Raw genomic sequence first — 19,505 nt, 5'->3', positions numbered from 1 at the left:
CGGCCACAGTGCTTTAGGCCCGGAAGGGCCGAAAGCTGAAGTAACTCCCGTCCCCTGGGGACGGGAAACATCTTGAAGGACTTTTTATGATTTTAGATCCAGGCTTTAACCTAACTCTTCGTCCGATGAAATACCCAACTATGTACGAAATGTACAAAAACGGTATCAAGAACACTTGGACAGTGGATGAAATTGATTTCTCTACGGACCTTGTGGACCTTCATTCAAAAATGACACCAGCAGAAAGACATTTGATCTCTCGCCTGGTGGCATTCTTTGCGACGGGTGACTCGATTGTTGGAAACAATCTTGTATTGAATCTTTACAAGCACGTGAATGCGCCAGAAGGCCGTATGTACTTGTCTCGTCAATTGTACGAAGAAGCTTTGCACGTTCAGTTCTATCTGACTTTGCTAGACACTTACATTCCAAATCCAGATGAGCGCGCGGAAGCTTTCGCTGCCATCGACAATATTCCTTCTATCAAAAAGAAAGCGGATTTCTGCTTTAAATGGATCGATTCTATCAACGAATTGGACCAATTGAACACGAAAGAAGACCGCCGTCGCTTCTTGATGAATTTGATCTGCTTCGCAACTTGCGTTGAAGGTTTGTTCTTCTATGCAGCGTTTGCATATGTTTACTTCTTGCGCTCCAAAGGTTTGTTGCAAGGTCTGGCATCTGGCACAAACTGGGTATTCCGTGACGAATCCATGCACATGGCTTTCGCTATCGAAGTGATCAAAACAGCACGTAAAGAAGAACCAGATCTTTTCAATTCTCAAATGGAAGATATGGTTACGCAAATGCTTGAAGACGCTATTGAGTGTGAGATGGACTTTGCAAACGACGTATTGCAATTGGGTGTTGCCGGTCTTTCACCAAAAGACATGCGCCAATATCTTGAGTACTGCGCTGACCAACGCCTTGAAAGCCTGAACATCGCTCCACGCTACAATGTGAAAAATCCATTTGGCTTCATGGAACTTCAAGACATGCAAGAACTTGCAAACTTCTTCGAAAGACGTGTTTCTGCTTACCAAACTGGTATCAGCGGCTCGGTAGCCTTCGATGAGGCGTTCTAATTTACTTTGGGTTTTACTATTTATAGTATGCATGGGGGTGGGTTTCCTACACGGGTACCTGCCCCAAGGCATTTCTAGGGACTATGTCATCCGCCCTACCAAAGTTCGCATCCTGGTGACGGATGAATCTCTTTTTCCAAAAAGCATTCAGGAAGAACTCGAAAACGATCTTCGCATTAAATTCGAAGTCACGGTCACCCGCGACTGGAATTCCATTCAAGCGAAAGTGATCGCCTCTCCGTCTCAAGACATTCTGCTTTTGCCGTCCTATTGGGCGCACACGATGAACCGACAAAATCTTTTGTTTGTGACATCGGAAAATTCTTTGTCACTTAAGATCGCTCCTGATTTCCTGGATCCCGTTATAACGAATCGCAGTCTTTATTTTTATCCTCTTTACTGGATGAAGACGGGCTTTAAAACTACGGGGAACGCCAGCTTTGAGGATTTTCTTAAAGACAAAAAGGCTACGACGTTGTTTTTGTTAAACGATGAAGATCTGCTTTTAAATCATTTTCAAATCTGGCAAGACAAAGGCTGGCTGGCTTTGGTTCAGCAAAAAAAGATTCTAACGCTTCCCTTAGATCGTCTGGTTCTGAATGACAAGCTTGAAGGCGCCAGCGAGCTTCCGCTGAATGAATCCAATCCCGATTTAACCGTTCAGGATGACTTAAGCGCCCTGTTAGTATGGGGAGCCGCTATCCCGGCCGCCTCTGATAAGAAAGAGCTGGCCATCGAGATTCTGACCGCCTTAACGGCGAATTCCATTCAGGAGCAAAACCTGATGAAGACACCTTTTAACAGCACCCTGCAAGAATTAACAACGCCCACGCTGCCACCGCAACGTAGAGCCACCCATATCCGTGAATTGAAATTAAAAGGCACCATCTTGATTGGCACCAAGAATCTGGAAGCACCTAAAAAATTAAGAGATGAATTTAATCTGATCTTATAACTGTGTAGCGGGCAACAGCGTTACCACTCGTGGAAGGCGTGCTACTCGCATCGTACCCCGTCAACGTCAGCACAATCGCATTCGTACCGGTTCTTAAAGCGGAACCTTTGATAACGATATTAAATCGACCATTACGGCAAGTCCCATATCCCGTCGCCGTCGAGCTGGACATATCGTAAACTGCGGAAGCTGTGGCTGGTGCAGCATTCACAGTCGCCGTGATGCGATGAGTGGGGAATGTTGAAGCGTAACAAGCACCACTGAGTTCCACATAGCGAGCCGCTGTGATTGTCCCTAAATTATAAGAATCAGACACCAACTGCAGCTCCGTAGACGACGGATCGGTATTTAACGTGTGAGAGTTTGGATTCGAAGGATCATCCGTTAACAGAGAATTATCTGACGTCGGTGCACAAGACACCAGAAGCGCCATCATCGCGAAACAGGTCGCGAATTTAGATAAATCGGATTTCATAGTAACTCCCCCGTTCCTTTAGAATAAACGAGGGAGCGACCAGAACTGAATCAATTTTTAGAAAAGTCCAGTTTTGAGACGATTTTCTGCTCTAAAGCGATCGGACTTAGGAACAAGAAATAAGTGGAAAGCATTATGGTCGCAAAAGGCATAAGCCCCATAAAGATTCCGATTCCTAAATGCATTCCGACTCCCAAAAGCAACCAGATATGGCGGCTCTTATGCCAGATCACCATCGGAGGGAAGTAGACTTCAAACAGGATCGTCATATAACCCAACACCGGAATGATCCACGGAATCTGACGAAGAAAACTAAAATCCACTGTCGTCATCTGCGGGTTTGCCAGCACGGCCCATAAAGCGGTCCCATCCCACCAGCTATAACCTTTTAATTTCTCCCAGCCTGTGTAGGCATAGATCGCCATGATCTGAACCTGCATCATGCGAATCATCATGCTGGAAACCATGTCGGAGGATTTAAAGGATTTCTTTTTACGAATGAGATTGAGCACACTCAATCGTTCGCAGGAGTTGGTAAAAATCATATAAAACAAAAACAGCGACCCAATCACATCGGCACCAAAGTGCGCCGGGTAATTGCGATTCAAAAATCCAATATTAATAATCCAAGCCAATGCCGTAAGAACACGACCACCAATTCCCAGGGTTAAAAGTGCGAACAACACCACCACCAGAATATTGATTTGCAGATTCATGGAATCCGGCCAGAAGTTCCAGGAAAACATCGGTCTTCCGAATTCTGGAAGAATTAAAAGTGCTTTTTCTTTCGGGATCCAGCTTGCATCCGTGAAATACCAGAGATTGTAAAATCTCATGAGACTCATATAAAGAAATGTCGCGCACAAAGTGATGCGCAGAAATGCCAGGCCTAACAGGTTCTGTGGAGCAAACCAAAACTCATCCCACAAAGCCCAGGTTTTTTTGATTTGGAATTGCAGATGCTTCATAACAACTCCTCGTCGCCAGGACTGTTGCAACGAACCGAAGCTTTAGCTGCACGACGCTCTTGGGACATATCCAACAAATTCACTTCGCTTTTTAAAACAGCTTCATCCAACAACGGCAAAGTGTCGATGACGTGCTCCATATCTATACTTTCTGCATCGGGAAATTGCTTACATAGCCAGGGTCCAAAGATCTGTCGCAAGCGACGGGGATCCATCACCATATAGCGCATGACAGCCCATTCTCTTTTTCGAGTCAGGCTCGGCATGGTTTTTTCTGATTCAGCAAAAGGAAATGCGGTGATCAAAGGCTCGCGATAAGCACCATCTTGGGCCATCGGATAATTCACAACGACTTTTAAATACATGGGATGAGCAGGATCTGGAGAAAAGAAATTCCATCCAGCATTAAGACCCACTTGATTTGCATAGGGCCCGAAAAACTTAGAAGCGACACGCCCAAAGTAAGAACTTACGTTGGGCATGATCATAATTGCACAGATATTATATACGATCCAGATACTTGCCAGGATCTTAAGTAACGGCTTCACCTTCGCCATCAATCTCGTCCGCCTCTCCGTAGAACGGTAGTTCGTCTTCTTCAGATGACTCCCCTTCTTCGTTATCAGCGTAAACTTGATCGTCAGAAGCCATCTCCATGTCTTCATCATTGTCGAAAGCTTCTTCAGCTGCAGTCAATTCATTTTCTAATTCAGCTTCAGCAGACAATTCTTCAGAACCTTCTGTTTGGGATTCAGAAGCAGCCTCCGCCACTCCACCCTCAGTAGATTCTTCTGAATCAGCTGATTTACCAGCCTTCAATGCTGCCATTTTAGCGGCACTTTCTTGAGCTTTGATTTGCACCAAAGTCGTTCCAGCAGCCAAAGCATCATCATATTTTTTCAACCAATTCGCATCACGAGTTGGCACGGGCTCATCCATCGCAAGAGCTTCACGGATGTTTTGTGCGCGCTCAAGATCACGTTTTTCAGCCTGGCGGCGTTTTTCTTCCTCAAAGAAATTAGAGGACGTCGTGATCTCTTCAAGTTGGTTAGAGATTTTCATCAATTCATCTTCACCAGATGAGTAGCTAACGTGCTCAACATCAGTCGCTACCAATGAATCGGTGATCGATGCCAATGTCGGTTTTTCTTCCGCCATTTGCTCATCCATACCTTCTGGCAACAACTCATCGATTTGTGATAACGTTGGAAGTTCTTTCAATGATCTTAGACCAAAGATTTCCAAGAACTTACGAGTTGTACCGTATTGCATTGGGCGACCTGGAAGATCAGATTTACCTTCAAAAGAAACCAGATTTTTTTCCATCAAGGCACGCAACAAGTGACCCGACTCAACGCCACGGATTTCATCCACATCGGATTTCACACAAGGCTGTTTGTAAGCCACGATAGAAAGAGTTTCCAAAGCTGGACCCGAAAGCTTGAATTGACGGGCTTTCAAAGTACGTTTTAGGAAATCCATATTGTCGATTTTAGTGCGCAGTTGGTATCCACCTGGAACTTCTTCCAACGTAACACCGCGACGGCCACCAGCGTATTCCACAGCCAATTGATCTAGAGCTCTGCGGATTTTATCGCCTTTGATATTAGTCCCTTTAAATAGAAGCTTGATTGAAGCCAAGGAAACTGGACGATCGGAAGCAAACAGGATGCTTTCTACAATGCTTTCCAAACGCTCTTCATCTACGAATTCCACTTCTTCAATGTCTGCAGATTCAAAGCCATCAAGCTCTGTACCTTCGACTGAAACATCATCGGCGCCTTCGGAAGCTTCCATTTCGGCTGCTTCTTCGTCAGTGGCTTCCGGCAGGAAGCCTTCAGATTCTTCCTCTTCTTGAAGGAAGATCGAAGCGTCTGCTTCAATACCATCAAGCTCATTCAATTCGTCAGAAGATTCCTCTGCAGACATTTCGTCTGCATTTTCAGCAGACAATTCCTCAGCAGTCATTTCCATAACGACCTCTTCTGTTTCAACTTCCGTTGCGACAGCAACTTCGTTTTCCATCACTTCTGTGTCTAAAACTTCTTTATTCTTTTTGGAGTTCTTTTTCTTCTTAGACATTTCTACGCCTCAGCTTCAGTCTTAGGATCAGTATCAATAAATTCTTCAAAAACTAGATCAGATTCAGCAACTTCATCACCAGAAGTCGCAACCATTTCGGCCGCTACTACGGCCACTTCTTCTGCCGGTTCGAATGTGGCTACTTCAAGTTGTTCTTCAACTTCCGTCTCGATAAATGATTCAGAAATAGTTTCAACGGCAGTTTCAAATGGCGCTTCTACTTCTGTTACAACAACAGATTCAGCGATCATTTCAACTTGAGGTTCTTCTTGAAGTTCAGCTTCAAACGCAACTTCGGCCGCGGCTTGTTCCGCAACTTCAACTGTCGATTCAGAGGATTCAGCCACTAGCTCTTCAACCGCTTCAGTTTCAACGAAAGCCAATGACTCTTCAGTCAACTCAACTTCAGCTGATACTTCTTCCGTTAGTTCGATGGAAGCTGCTGCTTCAGTTGTCTCCATTGGTAGCTCTTCCGCAACAACTGCTTCCTCAAGTGATTCTTGAACAATTTCAGTCACCACTTCATGAGTTTCTTCACTGAAAAGTTCGCCTTCAGCCGCAAGGATTTCTTCGTCCGAGGCAGCTTCGGCGCCGCCCTCTTCTTTTTCTAGGAAATCAAGCTCTGCATCCATACCCGCGATTTCCGCAGTTAGATCTGACATGCCTGTGGTGAAATCCATTGGCGTTTCACCGAAGCTCATTTGTGCTGGAGCCTCTGCCGCTGGAACCTCATCAGCATCTTCACTTAAAAGATCTTCTGTCGGGTCGGCTTTTTTAGCGTCGGCCATCATCTGTTCAGCGATTCTGTCGGCGCCCATAGAGTCGTACTCTTCCACGCGGGACAGAACGTCGGTTTCAATTGGTTTTTTAGTATCAACCCAGATGTCAGAATAAACTTCTGATTGATAAAGACCCACGAAGCCCATTTTACCAAGCTCTAGCAATGACAAGAATGTGATCAAGGCCTGGCGTGCGCGATCTTCAGTTGCGGTCACCAGCTCCATCATCGTGATTTTACGGCCCACGATAAGGTAGTCTTTCAACTCCAATACGCGGCTGGAGATAGATTGAGCTTTGGCTTTAACTTCATGGACTTTCTTTTTAACAGAACGCAAAACTTTGCGATAAGAAGAGATCAACGCAAACAAGGCGTTGTCTTCAAGGATGATTTCGTCTTCTTTTTCATCCAGTTTTTCACGGGAACCACGCAACCAAACATCACGACCCACCAAAGGACGATCATAAAGAAGCTTCGCGGCCTCCTGGTATTTTTGGTATTCCAAAAGTTTTTGAACCAACTCTTTACGTGGATCTTCCTGCTCGATCACTTCGCCGTTCTCATTATATTGAGGCAGAAGCATGCGGGATTTGATTTGGATCAATGTGGAAGCCATGGCGATGAACTCCCCCGCCACTTCCAGATCCAATTCTTTCATCAAACGAATATAATCAAGATATTGCTTTGTGATCTCATGGATTTTGATATCCATAATATCCATCTCTTCCTTGCGGATGAGATAAAGCAATAAGCCCAAAGGTCCTTCAAACTTGGGCAATTGAACTGTAATACTCATGAAAGCGTTCCCCTCTAAAACGTTCTGAATGAATGGAATTTCTGCTTAAGAAATTCCGAACCCAGCCAGAGCTAACGTAAGTAAACTTTGTGCACTCCAAAAAACAGGGATTGCCAAAATACGCAATGCCCCTGTCAGAACCAATCCCATCAAAACCATGCTGGTGATTTGTTCATTTTGTTCCAATTTGTAATTCAATTGTGCGGGCAAGAATCTTGCGAGCACCTTACCGCCATCCAATGGATGAAGCGGGATCATATTGAAAAACGCCAGGAACAAGTTTGTCATCAAAAATGCTTTTAAAATCTCAAACACCGGTTTGAAATAAATCGATGCAGAAAAGAACTTCGCCAGGAAGCCAATGAGGAACGCTGCAACAATCGCTAACAAAATATTCGAAAGCGGACCTGCAAGCGCAATCCAAAACATATCCACGCGGGGATTTTTTAAATTACGGGAATTCACAGGGACTGGCTTGGCCCACCCGAAGAAAATCGGAGTTGCCAAAACGATGGACACCAATGGCAAAATAAATGTACCGATCATGTCCATATGAACCAAAGGGTTCATGGAAAGACGGCCCATTTGCTCCGCTGTGTTGTCACCACGAAGACGCGCAACCCAACCGTGTGCGAACTCGTGAAAGCACAGTGCGAAAAGAAACGGGATAAAATAAATGCCAATCTTGGCGCCGATTTCTGCAATATCCATATATTTACCTTCAGAGATTAGACGGCAAACCTAGACCCTTGTCTAGTGTGAGACGTCATTTGCACATAATAAGTGCAATCATCATAACACAGTCCGTTAAGAGAAAAGCTCCTGTCCTTCCAACCTCTTGAATAAAAATCGCGATCTGGATATGGTCTTCCGACTTGTTAATTAACGTATGAGGGAGAAACCATGTCTGACGTAACTAATGCACGTCCAGCTTTGACAACACTATCTGAAGATGAAGTAGCTTTCCGTGATGCTGTAAGAGCCTTCGCTGAATCTGAAATCAAACCCCATGTGACACACATGGACGAAAAAGCTGAGATGAACAAAGACATTCTTAAGAAGCTTTTCGAAATGGGTTTGATGGGTATCGAAACTCCAGAAAAATACGGCGGTGCTGGTTCCACTTTCACTATGGCTTGCTTGGCTGTTGAAGAAATCGGTCGCGTAGACGGTTCTGTATCAGTTCTTGTAGACGTTCAAAACACTCTAACTACAAACGCATTCCTTAAATGGGGTACTGAAGCGCAAAAAGAAAAATACTTGGGCGCAATGGCTTCTAAATGGGTTGGCGCTTACGCTTTGTCTGAATCATCTTCTGGTTCAGATGCATTCGCATTGAAACTTAAAGCAGAAGATAAAGGTGACAAATGGGTTTTGAATGGTTCAAAACTTTGGATCACAAACGGTAACGAAGCGGACGTATTCATCTGCTTCGCAAATATCGATACTGCCAAGGGCTACAAAGGCATCACAGCGTTCATCGTTGAGAAATCTTTCAAAGGTTTCAAAGTTGGTAAAAAAGAAGACAAACTAGGTATCCGCGCTTCTTCAACTTGCGAATTGTTGTTTGAAAACTGCGAAGTACCAAAAGAAAACGTCCTTGGCGAAGTTGGCAAAGGCTACAAAATCGCTATTGAAACATTGAATGAAGGTCGTATCGGTATCGGTGCACAAATGATCGGTATCGCTCAAGGTGCTTACGAAGCAGCGCTGGGTTATGTTAAAGGTCGTGAGCAATTCGGCAAACCAATCGCTCACTTCCAAGGCGTGCAATTCCAGTTGGCAGAAATGCGCACTGAACTTGAAGCCGCTCGTTTGATGGTTTACAACGCCGCTCGTTTGAAAGACGCAGGCCTTGATTTCATCGAATCAGCAGCTATGGCTAAACTTTACTCTTCTCGCGCAGCTGAAAAGATCACTTCAAAAGCGATCGATTTGTTCGGCGGCAACGGATTCACTAAAGAATACCCAGTTGAAAAGTTCTGGAGAGATGCAAAGATTGGTCAAATCTATGAAGGTACGACTAATATGCAACTTCAAACGATCGCTAAAATGGAATTGGACAAATAGTCGGCTGGGAGCCGAGGAGGCTGTAGCGCCGACAGGCGCGAAAGCTGGACTTCGCCCCGACATTGATTCAAGATGATCGGATGAAATGTATTCTTCCGGCATTTTTAATTTTAGTTTCTATTTTCAGTTTTAAAACTGTTCAAGGTGCTGATTCAAAATCAGCACCTTTTGTTTTTCGTCTTCATCTTGCTGGCGAGCCCACACAAATGGATCCGAATCGCCAAAAGACTTCGGCATCCAGTTATCTTTTAGCGAACCTTTTCCGCAATATTTATATCTATGATAACGACAAGGGTCTGGTTCCTGATTTGGGTTCCTGCACAAGAGAAAAATCCAGCGCCTTGGTCTGTAAGTTAAAGAAAGACCTTCAGTGGAGCGATGGCTCCCCGTTAACTTCCGCGGATTTTCTGCGTACTTACAAGAAAATGTTAAATCCAAAAGTCACTGCTCCCCGAGCGGATTTGTTGTTTAAAGTTAAAAATGCCGAAGACATTTATAAAGGTTTCAAAGAGATTGATACCCTGGGGATCACCTCACCAGACCCGGTGACTTTGCGTTTTGAATTTCAGGGTAAAGCCCCGGACTTTGAATACAATCTCACAAGTTTTTTGCTCGCTCCCACCAAAGAAGATGTGAAGGTCTATTCAGGTCCTTACAAACTTAAAGAGTGGATCCAAGGACAACGAATCACGCTGGAACCTAATTTTAAATATCAGGGCGGACATCCACTGCGTCCCCTGGTTGAGTTTCTTTTCATCGAAGAAGACACTGTGGCTTTGCAATTGTACGAAAAGAATCAATTGCAGCTACTTCGCAGACTTCCGACTCTGTTTATTCCAAAATCTAAAAATCGCCCTGACTTTCATTGGATATCGGCGATCCGTTTTGATTACTTGGGCTTCGGCCCGGATTTACAAAAAAGCGACGAGCTTCGTAAAGCTTTGACTTACTCTCTCAACTATTCGGAATTGCAAAAACTTTTCTCCTCCAAAGGTCGCCCGGGTTGCGCGGGCTTACCTGGTGCCTGGTTTCCCGAAAAGGCCCCTTGTTATGATTTCGATCTTAAGAAAGTTCCCAAAGTTAAAACCGACAAAACGTTCACGCTTATGTTTTCCTCTTTAGGAGGCGAAGATCATAAACGTGCCACGGAATGGATGCAGGCCCAGTGGCAAAAGAATGCGAATTTGCGCCTTCATCTAGAGATGAAAGAAAACAAAGTCTTTATTAATGAGCTGCAGACGAATCCGCCTGCGATGTTTCGCAAAGGCATTGCTCCGGATCGACCGACTTGCCTGGCAGCACTTGAAACTTTCGCCAGCGACAGCCCTGAAAATTACATTCAGCTGAAAAGTCCCGAATATGACAAAATCCTCGAACAATTGGGGAACGCAGCAAAAATCCCTGAACAGAAAAAATTATGTCTCACAGGCGTTAAATATTTGATGGATCGAAACTTGATCATTCCCTTGGGGGCATTTGATTTTGCTATGTTGATCAAGCCGGAATTTGTTGGATGGAAATTCAATCAAATGAATCAGCTGGACTTGTCGCAGTTACATCCAAGACCTTAAACTGTATCCATATGACATTGTTACCTCAATCCGTGGATATTCTGAAAGATCAGATCGTTTTTAATGAGGGCGACGCCGGAGATTGCGCTTACATCATCGAAAAAGGTCGCGTACTTATTTACCTCTCTAAAGATCAGGAAGAAATTCCTATTTCCATATTAGGCGAAGGTGAAATTTTTGGTGAGATGTCATTGATCGACAACCAAGATCGCTCCGCTTCGGTCCGCGCACTGGAAGATGTCAGACTCAGCATCGTCACCAAACAACAACTCTTAGAACGCGTTTCCATGGCGGACACAGTTGTACAACTACTGATGCGCGTTTTACTAAAAAGACTTCGTCGCAACACCAATATGAATCTGGGTGGAAACCTTAAAATCGCCGACATGCAAATCGAAAGCATGATGGGAACAGATGACGGCGCGGCGGATGCTTTGCAAAAAATCAAACTTGAAAACGAAATCTTTCAAGCGTTTCAAAACAAAGAGTTCGAACTTTTCTATCAACCAATCGTTGAACTTAAATCCCGCAAAATCAAAGGCTGCGAAGCTTTGCTGCGCTGGAAAAGTCCCACGCGGGGCTTGATCTCTCCGAATGTTTTCATTGACGTGATTGAAAATTCCTCGATGGTGATCCCCATTGGTCACTGGATTATCAATGCGGCTTTAAAAGAATTGAAAGTCATTCAAGATCATTTGAAATCCAAAGGCAAAAACAAAGAAGCCGACGATTTCATGATGAGCATCAATATTTCAGGCCGTCAGTTCACGCATTCAGACTTCCTGGAAAACCTTGAAGACCTGCGCGAAAAACAAGGACTGGATGCTAAAAACATCAAACTGGAAGTGACTGAACGTGTGATGATGGATGGGGTTTTAGCTCTCGAGACTTTGCACAAATGCCGTCAGCACGGTTATGCCATTTCCATTGATGATTTCGGTACGGGGTTCTCGAGCTTGCAATACCTGACTCAGATGCCCATCACCTATCTTAAAATCGATCGTTCCTTCGTAATGAAGGTTTTAAGCGATCCAAAATCCAAAGCCGTTGTCAGTGGTATTATCTTTCTGGCGCGCGAAATGGATTTTGAAATTATCGCTGAAGGTATCGAACATCAAGACGAAGCCCTGGTTCTTGAAACTTTGGGTGCGCAATGGGGTCAAGGGTATTTATTCTCTAAACCCGTTGACCACTTTGCTTTCATGCAACTTATCTAAATACTGCCTGACAGGAATTCACTAAAGGAGAGCTTTTCTGAAGCTCTTCGTACATGATTTTATCTATCCGAAATGGCGAATAGCCTTTTTGATCCTGGATAGATTTTCTTAATAAATAAATCGATGAACCCACCATGTACCTTTGAAAGGCCGTCTCGAGGACCGGCGACCATGCCGCAGGACGAGCAGCTGGCACTTGGGTATACTCGCGCATTTTCTGCAGAGTTTCTAAATCAAAGATCCACTGACTGTCTTGAATGTTTAAAAACTCTTTGGTCGAAAGATTTAATTTTTCGCGAAGCTTGAAGTCAATTCGTGCGCCATCTAAATCGCGGTAAAAAACTCGCCCCGTAAAACTCCCCTTGGAATCCAGTTCCAGCAATGTGTTTTGTTGATGGGCCTCCAGAACGACGCCATATTGAGCAGCAAATGCATAGCTTTTCACCAATGCAGGAATGAGGTGTTTTTCTACGAGATCAATCGAGGTCATTCCTTGTGTCTTCGCATCGAGCTCTAGCAATGAAGGTCCCAGATTTTTTGCGACATACGACAAAATCGGAACCAAAGTATTTTCTCCAGCCACGATGTTCTGAGGAATTTTTCTAACCAAGAAGCCAAAAGGACTATTAGGAGTTTTATCAAAAATTCCTAAAGGTTCTGGCAGGAATCCAAAACCATTTTCTTTCTGAGTGGATTCAGGAATGTTTGCGAGCAAGGAACTGATTGCAGTCGCTCGCTGCATTTGCATAGGATACACGGTGCGAATCGCGCCATTCACCTTTTCTGACAAAGAAACCTTGACCATCATATCACCCACAAAAAAAGTACGGGGCGACGTTGTGGGTTTCGCTTCAACTTTCGTTAGTTTTCCGTGGGAAATTAATTCCTTGAAAAGCTCCAGGGACGACGGATGAATGAAAAATTTCACCTTCCCATCTGTTGTCTTAAGCTCTGATGGGATTTCATTTACGCCTACAGATATGAAATCAACAAACCGTGTTTCAACTTCCAGCAAATAAAGCGTCTCAGTTTGATACGCCTTTAATTCAGCGAAATCAGGCAGCTTGTGATAGAGCTTTTCATTGGACTGTAGATCATTGCGCTCGACTTCCCATTTTTGCCAACGTTTAAGGTCAGCAAAACCGGGTAATGCAATTAAAAGCACTGTGATGAATGAAATCCACTTCATACTTAATAACTTAGCAAGATATTCGCCAGGGACTTATGATGTCTCAATTCGAGAACGCGCAAGCCCATGGACCAGTTATTCGAACTTTCTTCTAGACAGACTCAAGTCGATAAGACCAACGCCGATAAGCTCTATGTCTTAAGACATTTAACCAGCTTAAGATTTACAACTGGGGGTCATAACGATGGCTGACAAAAAGTTTGAAAAGCAAATTCCAAATAACGTAGTAACTCTTGCTTCCGAAAAATGTTGCGGCGAAGGCTGCAAAAAGAAAGCTGATAAAGCTGGTTTCTGCGGTGAGCACTTCATGTGGTTCAAAGAAGGTTTGATCACCAAAGAGGGTTTGAAAGCTGCGGACTTCGATAAGAAGTACTATCAATTCATCTCTCGCAAAGCCGCTTAGTTTTATTTTTAAACCTCCGATCTCCGTCGGAGGACTCATGAGTATTTCGAATTCCAAATCCGTTAAAGCCGGGAATCCCATCCCGGCTTTTTTATTTACACATGGTTCCCTATTCTGTCACCCGACCCATTTGATTTTTTCCTAATTCCACCAAATCCACTCTAATCGCTTGCGACGATAACCAACTGGTCCTGCCTTTGCACACTTGAAGGGTATGAAGTCATTCGTATTCGCACTGCTATTTTTGTCTCAATTTGGAACACTGAGCACCGCTGTGGCCGCAGGACCGCCTTTGTGCTCAATGATCTTCGCTGACACTCCTTGGGGTGAATTGCGTCGCGATTTCCAACACAACGATCATTATACGAAAGAGATTCCTCAAGATACTGCCATTAAAAACCAATGCAATCTTGGCACATGTCACCTGCACTCGTGGCTGGGCGCTATGGAGAAAACTTATACTTTGCGCACCGGCGAAGTCATGACTCTTTCAAATCATTTTATGAGTGCGCACCAGATGCTCACGCGCTCGATTATGCAGCTTAAAACGGGCGAAGAAAATGTTGCCAAAGTTGAACTAGGTGCAGGGCCGTTGAATTCTCGCGATAGCATTTTGGTTTACGGAGTGATCCCCGACGGGCTTTGGACTCCGAAAACTGAATTTTATAAAAATCCCCAGGCCCAAGTTTTAAAAGAGTACACCGAAAACATCATAGGTCGTACGAAATCTTTGGCCGCAAAAGTTAAAGACCCTGCTCAGAAAAAAGCCCTCATTGAAAAGGGCGTTGAACAGCTGCGCCAGCTTCATCGCGATTTCGTTGGGGAGCTGCCTAAGACCTTCCAATGGGAAGGCCGTCAGTGGACGCCTCAGGAGTTTGCTTATAAGAAATTTTCGTTCTTTTTGGGTCCACAAACTCAAATGATTATAAATGCCAACCGCAAAGCCATGCCTTATACCGAAAGAGTCGAAAAGGATAAACGCGTCTATACAGATATGGATTCCGTGGAAAAAATGGCGACCCAGCTAATTGATCGTGGAAGTATGGTTTATCTTTCTTATGAACATCATCATGAATATGTGGACAAACCGACTGGCATTATGTCGATCCGCGCATTTTACACTCCAGATTATGCAAAACCCTTAACTCGTGAGCAGCGAGAGAAATTTGACAAAAATGGTGGCGGACACGCAGTACAAATCATTGGATATGAGCGCCACCCACAAACAGGTCACATTGTTAAATGGAAGATCAAAAACAGCTGGGGCGAAAACAGCGGCGATGAGGGTTATTATCACATGTATGATGACTATTTCAGAGCTTTCGCTAAGGGCATCACGTATCAGGAGATCGATCCTGCTATCACTCTAAAAATGCCCGTAAAAGGCAACTAAGATGGCCGTACCAAAAATGAAGTATTTTAAACCGATAGAAGCAGCTTCGCGCAATGACATGACTTCCTATCGGCCGGGACCTTTGCTAGCATAAGTCTTTCTTTGAGACAGAGGTATTTAGATGAAAAAAGCGGTCGTTATCACAGGGGCTTCCAGCGGGATCGGTGCCGCCACTGCCATTCATTTTGGCAAGCAAGGTTATTTTGTCTATTTGATGGGCCGTAATAAGGACCGCCTGGCTGAGGTGGCTGTACAATGCCGTAGCGGCGCTTCTTTGATGAGCTGCGACCTGACGGACCTTGCAGCTCTGAATAAACGCATTGCCGAGATCACCTCGACCACCATTCATAAGGTGGAAGTATTGGTTAATAACGCTGGCATCTTTGATGTGCACTCGACAGAGCAAGGCTCTGATGAGTTATGGCAAAAAGAATTTGAAGTGAACTTGATGAGTGCTGTGCGCTTAACTCGCGCCTTCTTCCCTTACTTTAAACAACATGGAGGAGGCTCTATCGTCAACGTGTCTTCCTCTCTTGGTTTAAAACCAACGGCCGCGACGTCAGCCTATTCTGCAATGAAGGCTGCCATGATTAATCTCACGCAAAGCAATTCCCTTGAGGGCGGTGCCTTCAACATTCGTGTGAACTGTGTGGCACCAGGGATCGTTGACACCCCTATCCATCAGTTCCATTCCTTGGAAGAAGAAAAACGCAATGCTGCCATCGCTCAGATGAATCCGATGCAACCTTTGGGTCGCATTGGAACTGCCGAAGAGATTGCAAAAGCCATTTACTTCTTAGGCAGTAACGATCATTCCAGCTGGACTACGGGAGCCGTGCTGGCGGTTGATGGTGGAATTACCAACACATGATTTTAACTCTTAAGAGCTCGTTTTCGAGTGCCCATCTTTATCATCAACCCCTGTGGAGTTCTGAGGAAAACCTAAAGAACTTTGGGAGATGTTTTACCGAACATGGGCATGGTCACAACTACACACTCGAAGTAGGTTTTCATCTGACGGAAGACGAGCTTCAAGTAAGACTTGAAGAGTACAAAGCTCTGATAAAGAGTCTGACGGCGGTTCTTGATCACGAGCATTTGAACTTCGTGATCCCGGAACTTAAAAATAAAATCCCGACGACAGAGAATATTGCCCTGTATTTTCAGGAAAAGCTAAAAGAGCATTTGCCAGCAAACAAGATCGCCCATATTAAACTGTACGAAATGAATGACCTTTGGACGGAGATCCAGCCATGAGTGAAGAAAAAGAAAAAGTACGTCTGTCCAAACTGATGGCTGAAAGAGGCATTTGCTCTCGTCGTGAAGCGGACGATTACATCTCTCGCGGCTTGGTGATGGTGAACGGTCAAATCGTGGATCAGTTGGGAACCAAGGTAGAGCCAGATGTTAAAATCACCTTGGAAGCCCAAGCCCTTAAACAGCAAAAAAAGCTGGTAACAATTCTTTTAAATAAACCCGTGGGTTATGTTTCCGCGCAGCCCGAACCGCAGTATATTCCTGCAATTCGTCTGATCACAGATCAAAACCAATTTGGCGATTCTAAAATGCGCTTAAAGCCCGAACACCTTAAAGGCATTGCCGTGGCGGGCCGCTTGGATATCGACTCTCAGGGGCTTTTGCTATTCACGCAAGACGGTCGTATCGCTAAGAAAATCATCAATGAGGAAACCAAGCTTGAAAAAGAATATATCGTGCGAGTGATGGGAAACTTGCCCGACGATAAACTAAAGCTTCTTCGTCATGGGCTTTCCCTCGATGGTAAAGAACTTAAACCTGCGATAGTCGAATGGATTAATGACGATCAATTGCGCTTCATCCTAAAAGAGGGAAAGAAACGTCAAATCCGTCGCATGTGTGAGGCTGTGGGCTTAAAAGTTACGGGCCTAAAACGCGTGCGCATCGGGAATGTTCGACTGGGTAAGCTTCCTGAAGGCAAATGGCGCTTCCTTGAAGAGGACGAGAGCCTGGATTAGAACTCTAATGGGTGCCCTTAATGGGCATCATAGACAGTAAAAACTCAGTCAATTCCACTATATTCCCCACCACCCTAGCATCTGCCTTGCATCATGTTTCCTCGTGGAGCACCCACTATAGGATGTAAGCTGGAATATGAAAACACTTCGTTTCATTAAGTATATTTTAGGGGTTGGTATTGCGGCACTTTTAGTCGCAAACAACGCCCATGCAAAAACATTCTGTAGCATGACCTTGAACTCGAATGACGAGATCAATACGTTCGCTTTAGCACTTACTAAACAGGGCTTCGACTTCGTAGAATTGGTACCACCCAATAAAGATCCACGTTGGTTTCAAAACGCCTGTGCGAGTGGAATTAAGTGCGATGTTCTTTTAATCTCAGGCCATTTTGGCGGTCTGTTTTTCGGTGAAGGCACTTCCCAAACAATCGATATCGCACAAATGGAAAAAGCCAGCTGCGATAATTCTTGCCCGGGTATTTTAAAAAATCCTAAAGAAGTTTTTTTGATGGGCTGTAACACTCTGGCTTCTCAAGCCCGTGATCACCGCACCATTGATCAGTATTTGAATGTTTTATTGAATGACGGCATTCCCTTGGATTTCGCAGAACAAGTCGTGGCGTCTCGCTACTCTCAGCAGGGTTTCAGTCTTGAAAAACGTTTTGCTTCCATCTTCCCAGAGACACCCAAACTTTATGGCTTTTATTCCACGGGCCCCCTCGGAAAATATGCGGCACCTATTTTAAATCGCTATTTGAAAAGCGTTGGAAACTACAACACCCATCTTGATACGATTTCAAATGCGCCGAACACCGCAATTTTAAATGCCTTTAAAGGTCAGGCCTTCCGAGAAACAATTCCTCAAAAAGCTGTCCCGCCTGAAGCACGTGGTCTATATTGTGCACTTCGCTCGAATGATAAATCTGTGCAAAGTGCTGCTTTGACTCAGATCGCTCAGGAGAACAAAGTCACCACGTATTTTGACTCTCTGGCAAGTCAGCTTTCATATGGTGACAGCATCGCGGGTCAAATTGACCAAGCAACAAAACAAATCATCAGCAAATCGTTATCCAAAATTAAGGCGAACAACAGTCAGCTGGTCACGATTCAGCATGATGTCATGCAGGTGGCGTCAAGCCTGGGCCTGATGGATCCCATCACTCGCGACATCCAAGTGCGTATGCTTTTGGATCAAGCTTATGGTCAAAGCATGAATTACGCAAAAGTTCGTCAAATCTGCGGCATCATCCGTGACGAGCCGGGATTTCAAAACATGACCTTCACCCGCCTGCAGGAGCTCTCCAAACGCTCGCCTTATTTCATGCTAACCTTAAGCTGCTATTCTGAAATCAACAATGACATCCGCGATTTCTTGTTCAGCAAAATTGCCTCACCCGACAAGGAACACGAAAGAACCATTGCACTTTACGTGATGAAGCCTTTCTGGAACGAAGGTGACATGGACTTTTTGTCCATGGTTTTAAAAACCGCAGACCCTGTTTTGCGCACTCGTCTTTTCATCAGCGCAAGAAAGGTCCTAGGCCAGTATCGTTATTCACTTCTTAATGCCCCTGGCCTGCCTGCTTGCGTTTTTAATGCCGAATTTCGCATGGATTATTCATTGGGCAAAGAATGGACCTGCTTGAGTGAAAATCAGGCGAACTTGTCGCCCGATGTCTGCGATTATTTTGCAGGTCGCAATCCTGATCCAGAAAATGCCGATGATATGCGTTGGTACTGTTGGAGCAACAACAAGCAAAGATTCCTGAATTCTCGACCAGAATGCTATCTGCTGGCAGAGACCTTTAAGATTCGCGGTAATCAGATGAAGAATATCTGGAATTGTTCTAATCGTGATATTTACGGTTACTAATAAGCCATTATCTGGCTGACCGAAACGGAAATGACTTTGCCTTTATCAAGCTTTACGTGAATCACGGAAGTCACATCGAACTTGACGCCGTTTAGCTTTTTCTTATCTTCGTAATAATAAAGAACAAAAGCCTTCGCCTGCTTGCTGGGTTCACCCAGCTTTTTGATGACTTCCTTTTCGGTCATTCCCAAAGTCAGTCCCGCAATTTTGGTTTTCTTAAAACGTTTATCGACCTTATCGCAGTCTTTTTTATGCTTATACTTAGAGGCCTTTTGATACAAACCAATCGTCAGAATTTGATTGGATTCACCGCCCATATCCCCCGAAGTAAATTCCAGTGCGGTTTTGTCTGCGCCAATTAGACACACCAACGACACCAGATCCTCACCTTCGCCCGATTCATTGATTTTGGCTTTATATTTTTTTGCAACGGCGTCCAGTGAGGAACTTTGAATGGTATAACCGTTGACAGTCAGCTGATCTTTTTTAGGCTGACCTTTTTTAACCAGAACATCCTCAACGACGACTTTCTCATCAATTTGAAGAGTCGCACGCTCCTGCTCTTTAGCACTCGCCAAAGAACTTAAGGAAGTTATAATCAAAAAAAGAACCAGGCTTTTCACAGTTTCTCCGATTGAGAAATTGTACCGGGG

The 19,505-nt window shown here is 44.5% G+C and carries 19 protein-coding genes; 11 read left to right on the top strand and 8 right to left on the bottom strand.

The annotated features are described in order from the left end of the window. Window positions 1-86 precede the first annotated feature (86 nt). Both ACLSU7_RS02305 and ACLSU7_RS02300 read left to right on the top strand, forming a co-directional pair. Window positions 87-1,085 carry a ribonucleotide-diphosphate reductase subunit beta gene (locus ACLSU7_RS02305; RefSeq protein ID WP_413293940.1) on the top strand — a complete coding sequence of 333 codons (999 nt, stop codon included), beginning with the start codon at window positions 87-89 and terminating at the stop codon, window positions 1,083-1,085. 31 nt (window positions 1,086-1,116) lie between these two features. Continuing rightward, on the top strand, window positions 1,117-2,040 hold the full coding sequence (locus ACLSU7_RS02300) for a hypothetical protein (RefSeq protein WP_413293938.1): 924 nt from the start codon (window positions 1,117-1,119) through the stop codon (window positions 2,038-2,040). Here the strand turns inward: ACLSU7_RS02300 and ACLSU7_RS02295 are convergent. The 6 genes from ACLSU7_RS02295 to ACLSU7_RS02270 are packed head-to-tail and all read right to left on the bottom strand — an operon-like array spanning window position 2,024 to window position 7,850. Next, window positions 2,024-2,515 carry a hypothetical protein gene (locus ACLSU7_RS02295; RefSeq protein WP_413293936.1) on the bottom strand — a complete coding sequence of 164 codons (492 nt, stop codon included), beginning with the start codon at window positions 2,513-2,515 and terminating at the stop codon, window positions 2,024-2,026. The genes ACLSU7_RS02300 and ACLSU7_RS02295 overlap by 17 nt on opposite strands. Window positions 2,516-2,565: 50 nt before the next feature. Beyond that, window positions 2,566-3,483: a hypothetical protein gene (locus tag ACLSU7_RS02290; RefSeq protein ID WP_413293934.1), complete on the bottom strand. Its 918-nt coding sequence runs from the start codon at window positions 3,481-3,483 to the stop codon at window positions 2,566-2,568. Continuing rightward, window positions 3,480-4,040, bottom strand: coding sequence for a hypothetical protein (locus tag ACLSU7_RS02285; protein ID WP_413293932.1), 561 nt, complete (start codon window positions 4,038-4,040; stop codon window positions 3,480-3,482). The genes ACLSU7_RS02290 and ACLSU7_RS02285 overlap by 4 nt, the downstream gene beginning before the upstream one ends. After that, window positions 4,015-5,565 carry an SMC-Scp complex subunit ScpB gene (scpB, locus tag ACLSU7_RS02280; protein WP_413293930.1) on the bottom strand — a complete coding sequence of 517 codons (1,551 nt, stop codon included), beginning with the start codon at window positions 5,563-5,565 and terminating at the stop codon, window positions 4,015-4,017. Before scpB ends, ACLSU7_RS02285 begins: the two co-directional genes overlap by 26 nt. A 2-nt stretch (window positions 5,566-5,567) precedes the next feature. Further along, entirely contained in the window at window positions 5,568-7,139 is a 1,572-nt protein-coding gene (locus tag ACLSU7_RS02275) for a segregation/condensation protein A (protein ID WP_413293928.1), read from the bottom strand. Window positions 7,140-7,184: 45 nt separating this feature from the next. Next, window positions 7,185-7,850: a site-2 protease family protein gene (locus ACLSU7_RS02270; protein WP_142700264.1), complete on the bottom strand. Its 666-nt coding sequence runs from the start codon at window positions 7,848-7,850 to the stop codon at window positions 7,185-7,187. Window positions 7,851-8,042: 192 nt separating this feature from the next. On the opposite strand from ACLSU7_RS02270, the gene ACLSU7_RS02265 reads away from it, so the two are divergent. From ACLSU7_RS02265 to ACLSU7_RS02255, 3 genes are all read left to right on the top strand, one after another. Then, entirely contained in the window at window positions 8,043-9,209 is a 1,167-nt protein-coding gene (locus ACLSU7_RS02265; protein WP_413293926.1) for an acyl-CoA dehydrogenase, read from the top strand. An 80-nt stretch (window positions 9,210-9,289) separates the two neighbouring features. Then, a complete protein-coding gene (locus ACLSU7_RS02260; RefSeq protein ID WP_413293925.1) occupies window positions 9,290-10,780 on the top strand; it encodes a peptide ABC transporter substrate-binding protein in 1,491 nt (496 codons plus the stop codon). An 11-nt stretch (window positions 10,781-10,791) separates the two neighbouring features. Next, window positions 10,792-11,997 (top strand): EAL domain-containing protein, encoded by a 1,206-nt coding sequence (locus tag ACLSU7_RS02255; RefSeq protein WP_413293923.1) that lies wholly within the window; start codon window positions 10,792-10,794, stop codon window positions 11,995-11,997. Here ACLSU7_RS02255 and ACLSU7_RS02250 read toward each other — a convergent pair. Then, entirely contained in the window at window positions 11,990-13,186 is a 1,197-nt protein-coding gene (locus ACLSU7_RS02250; protein WP_413293921.1) for an IucA/IucC family protein, read from the bottom strand. The genes ACLSU7_RS02255 and ACLSU7_RS02250 overlap by 8 nt on opposite strands. Before the next feature lie 184 nt (window positions 13,187-13,370). On the opposite strand from ACLSU7_RS02250, the gene ACLSU7_RS02245 reads away from it, so the two are divergent. The 6 genes from ACLSU7_RS02245 (at window position 13,371) to ACLSU7_RS02220 (ending at window position 18,852) form a co-directional block, all read left to right on the top strand. After that, the gene (locus tag ACLSU7_RS02245; RefSeq protein ID WP_142700268.1) at window positions 13,371-13,589 is read left to right on the top strand and encodes a hypothetical protein; all 219 of its coding nucleotides are present in this window, start codon (window positions 13,371-13,373) and stop codon (window positions 13,587-13,589) included. Between the two features lie 214 nt (window positions 13,590-13,803). Beyond that, entirely contained in the window at window positions 13,804-14,982 is a 1,179-nt protein-coding gene (locus ACLSU7_RS02240; protein ID WP_413293919.1) for a C1 family peptidase, read from the top strand. Window positions 14,983-15,103: 121 nt separating this feature from the next. Beyond that, complete coding sequence (locus ACLSU7_RS02235; protein WP_413293917.1) at window positions 15,104-15,853, top strand: SDR family NAD(P)-dependent oxidoreductase; 750 nt, start codon at window positions 15,104-15,106, stop codon at window positions 15,851-15,853. Further along, on the top strand, window positions 15,850-16,239 hold the full coding sequence (locus ACLSU7_RS02230; protein ID WP_413293915.1) for a 6-carboxytetrahydropterin synthase: 390 nt from the start codon (window positions 15,850-15,852) through the stop codon (window positions 16,237-16,239). Before ACLSU7_RS02235 ends, ACLSU7_RS02230 begins: the two co-directional genes overlap by 4 nt. After that, entirely contained in the window at window positions 16,236-16,976 is a 741-nt protein-coding gene (locus ACLSU7_RS02225) for a pseudouridine synthase (RefSeq protein ID WP_413293913.1), read from the top strand. The genes ACLSU7_RS02230 and ACLSU7_RS02225 overlap by 4 nt, the downstream gene beginning before the upstream one ends. Window positions 16,977-17,112: 136 nt before the next feature. Then, window positions 17,113-18,852, top strand: coding sequence for a hypothetical protein (locus ACLSU7_RS02220; RefSeq protein WP_413293911.1), 1,740 nt, complete (start codon window positions 17,113-17,115; stop codon window positions 18,850-18,852). Here ACLSU7_RS02220 and ACLSU7_RS02215 read toward each other — a convergent pair. Continuing rightward, complete coding sequence (locus tag ACLSU7_RS02215) at window positions 18,849-19,475, bottom strand: hypothetical protein (RefSeq protein ID WP_413293909.1); 627 nt, start codon at window positions 19,473-19,475, stop codon at window positions 18,849-18,851. The genes ACLSU7_RS02220 and ACLSU7_RS02215 overlap by 4 nt on opposite strands. Between the last annotated feature and the right edge of the window lie 30 nt (window positions 19,476-19,505).

The organism is Bdellovibrio sp. HCB185ZH (assembly GCF_047302455.1).
In the GTDB taxonomy this organism is placed as follows: domain Bacteria; phylum Bdellovibrionota; class Bdellovibrionia; order Bdellovibrionales; family Bdellovibrionaceae; genus Bdellovibrio.
This window is presented reverse-complemented; position numbering and strand designations above follow the sequence as displayed.

Bases quoted from the DNA above. Each gene is read 5' to 3' on its own strand.
- ACLSU7_RS02295 (WP_413293936.1), bottom strand. From the start codon at position 2,515: ATGAAATCCGATTTATCTAAATTCGCGACCTGTTTCGCGATGATGGCG.
- ACLSU7_RS02285 (WP_413293932.1), bottom strand. From the start codon at position 4,040: ATGGCGAAGGTGAAGCCGTTACTTAAGATCCTGGCAAGTATCTGGATC.
- ACLSU7_RS02220 (WP_413293911.1), top strand. From the start codon at position 17,113: ATGAAAACACTTCGTTTCATTAAGTATATTTTAGGGGTTGGTATTGCG.
- ACLSU7_RS02265 (WP_413293926.1), top strand. From the start codon at position 8,043: ATGTCTGACGTAACTAATGCACGTCCAGCTTTGACAACACTATCTGAA.
- ACLSU7_RS02240 (WP_413293919.1), top strand. From the start codon at position 13,804: ATGAAGTCATTCGTATTCGCACTGCTATTTTTGTCTCAATTTGGAACA.
- ACLSU7_RS02225 (WP_413293913.1), top strand. From the start codon at position 16,236: ATGAGTGAAGAAAAAGAAAAAGTACGTCTGTCCAAACTGATGGCTGAA.
- ACLSU7_RS02245 (WP_142700268.1), top strand. From the start codon at position 13,371: ATGGCTGACAAAAAGTTTGAAAAGCAAATTCCAAATAACGTAGTAACT.
- scpB (WP_413293930.1), bottom strand. From the start codon at position 5,565: ATGTCTAAGAAGAAAAAGAACTCCAAAAAGAATAAAGAAGTTTTAGAC.
- ACLSU7_RS02275 (WP_413293928.1), bottom strand. From the start codon at position 7,139: ATGAGTATTACAGTTCAATTGCCCAAGTTTGAAGGACCTTTGGGCTTA.
- ACLSU7_RS02290 (WP_413293934.1), bottom strand. From the start codon at position 3,483: ATGAAGCATCTGCAATTCCAAATCAAAAAAACCTGGGCTTTGTGGGAT.
- ACLSU7_RS02230 (WP_413293915.1), top strand. From the start codon at position 15,850: ATGATTTTAACTCTTAAGAGCTCGTTTTCGAGTGCCCATCTTTATCAT.
- ACLSU7_RS02260 (WP_413293925.1), top strand. From the start codon at position 9,290: ATGAAATGTATTCTTCCGGCATTTTTAATTTTAGTTTCTATTTTCAGT.
- ACLSU7_RS02300 (WP_413293938.1), top strand. From the start codon at position 1,117: ATGGGGGTGGGTTTCCTACACGGGTACCTGCCCCAAGGCATTTCTAGG.
- ACLSU7_RS02305 (WP_413293940.1), top strand. From the start codon at position 87: ATGATTTTAGATCCAGGCTTTAACCTAACTCTTCGTCCGATGAAATAC.
- ACLSU7_RS02270 (WP_142700264.1), bottom strand. From the start codon at position 7,850: ATGGATATTGCAGAAATCGGCGCCAAGATTGGCATTTATTTTATCCCG.
- ACLSU7_RS02255 (WP_413293923.1), top strand. From the start codon at position 10,792: ATGACATTGTTACCTCAATCCGTGGATATTCTGAAAGATCAGATCGTT.
- ACLSU7_RS02235 (WP_413293917.1), top strand. From the start codon at position 15,104: ATGAAAAAAGCGGTCGTTATCACAGGGGCTTCCAGCGGGATCGGTGCC.
- ACLSU7_RS02250 (WP_413293921.1), bottom strand. From the start codon at position 13,186: ATGAAGTGGATTTCATTCATCACAGTGCTTTTAATTGCATTACCCGGT.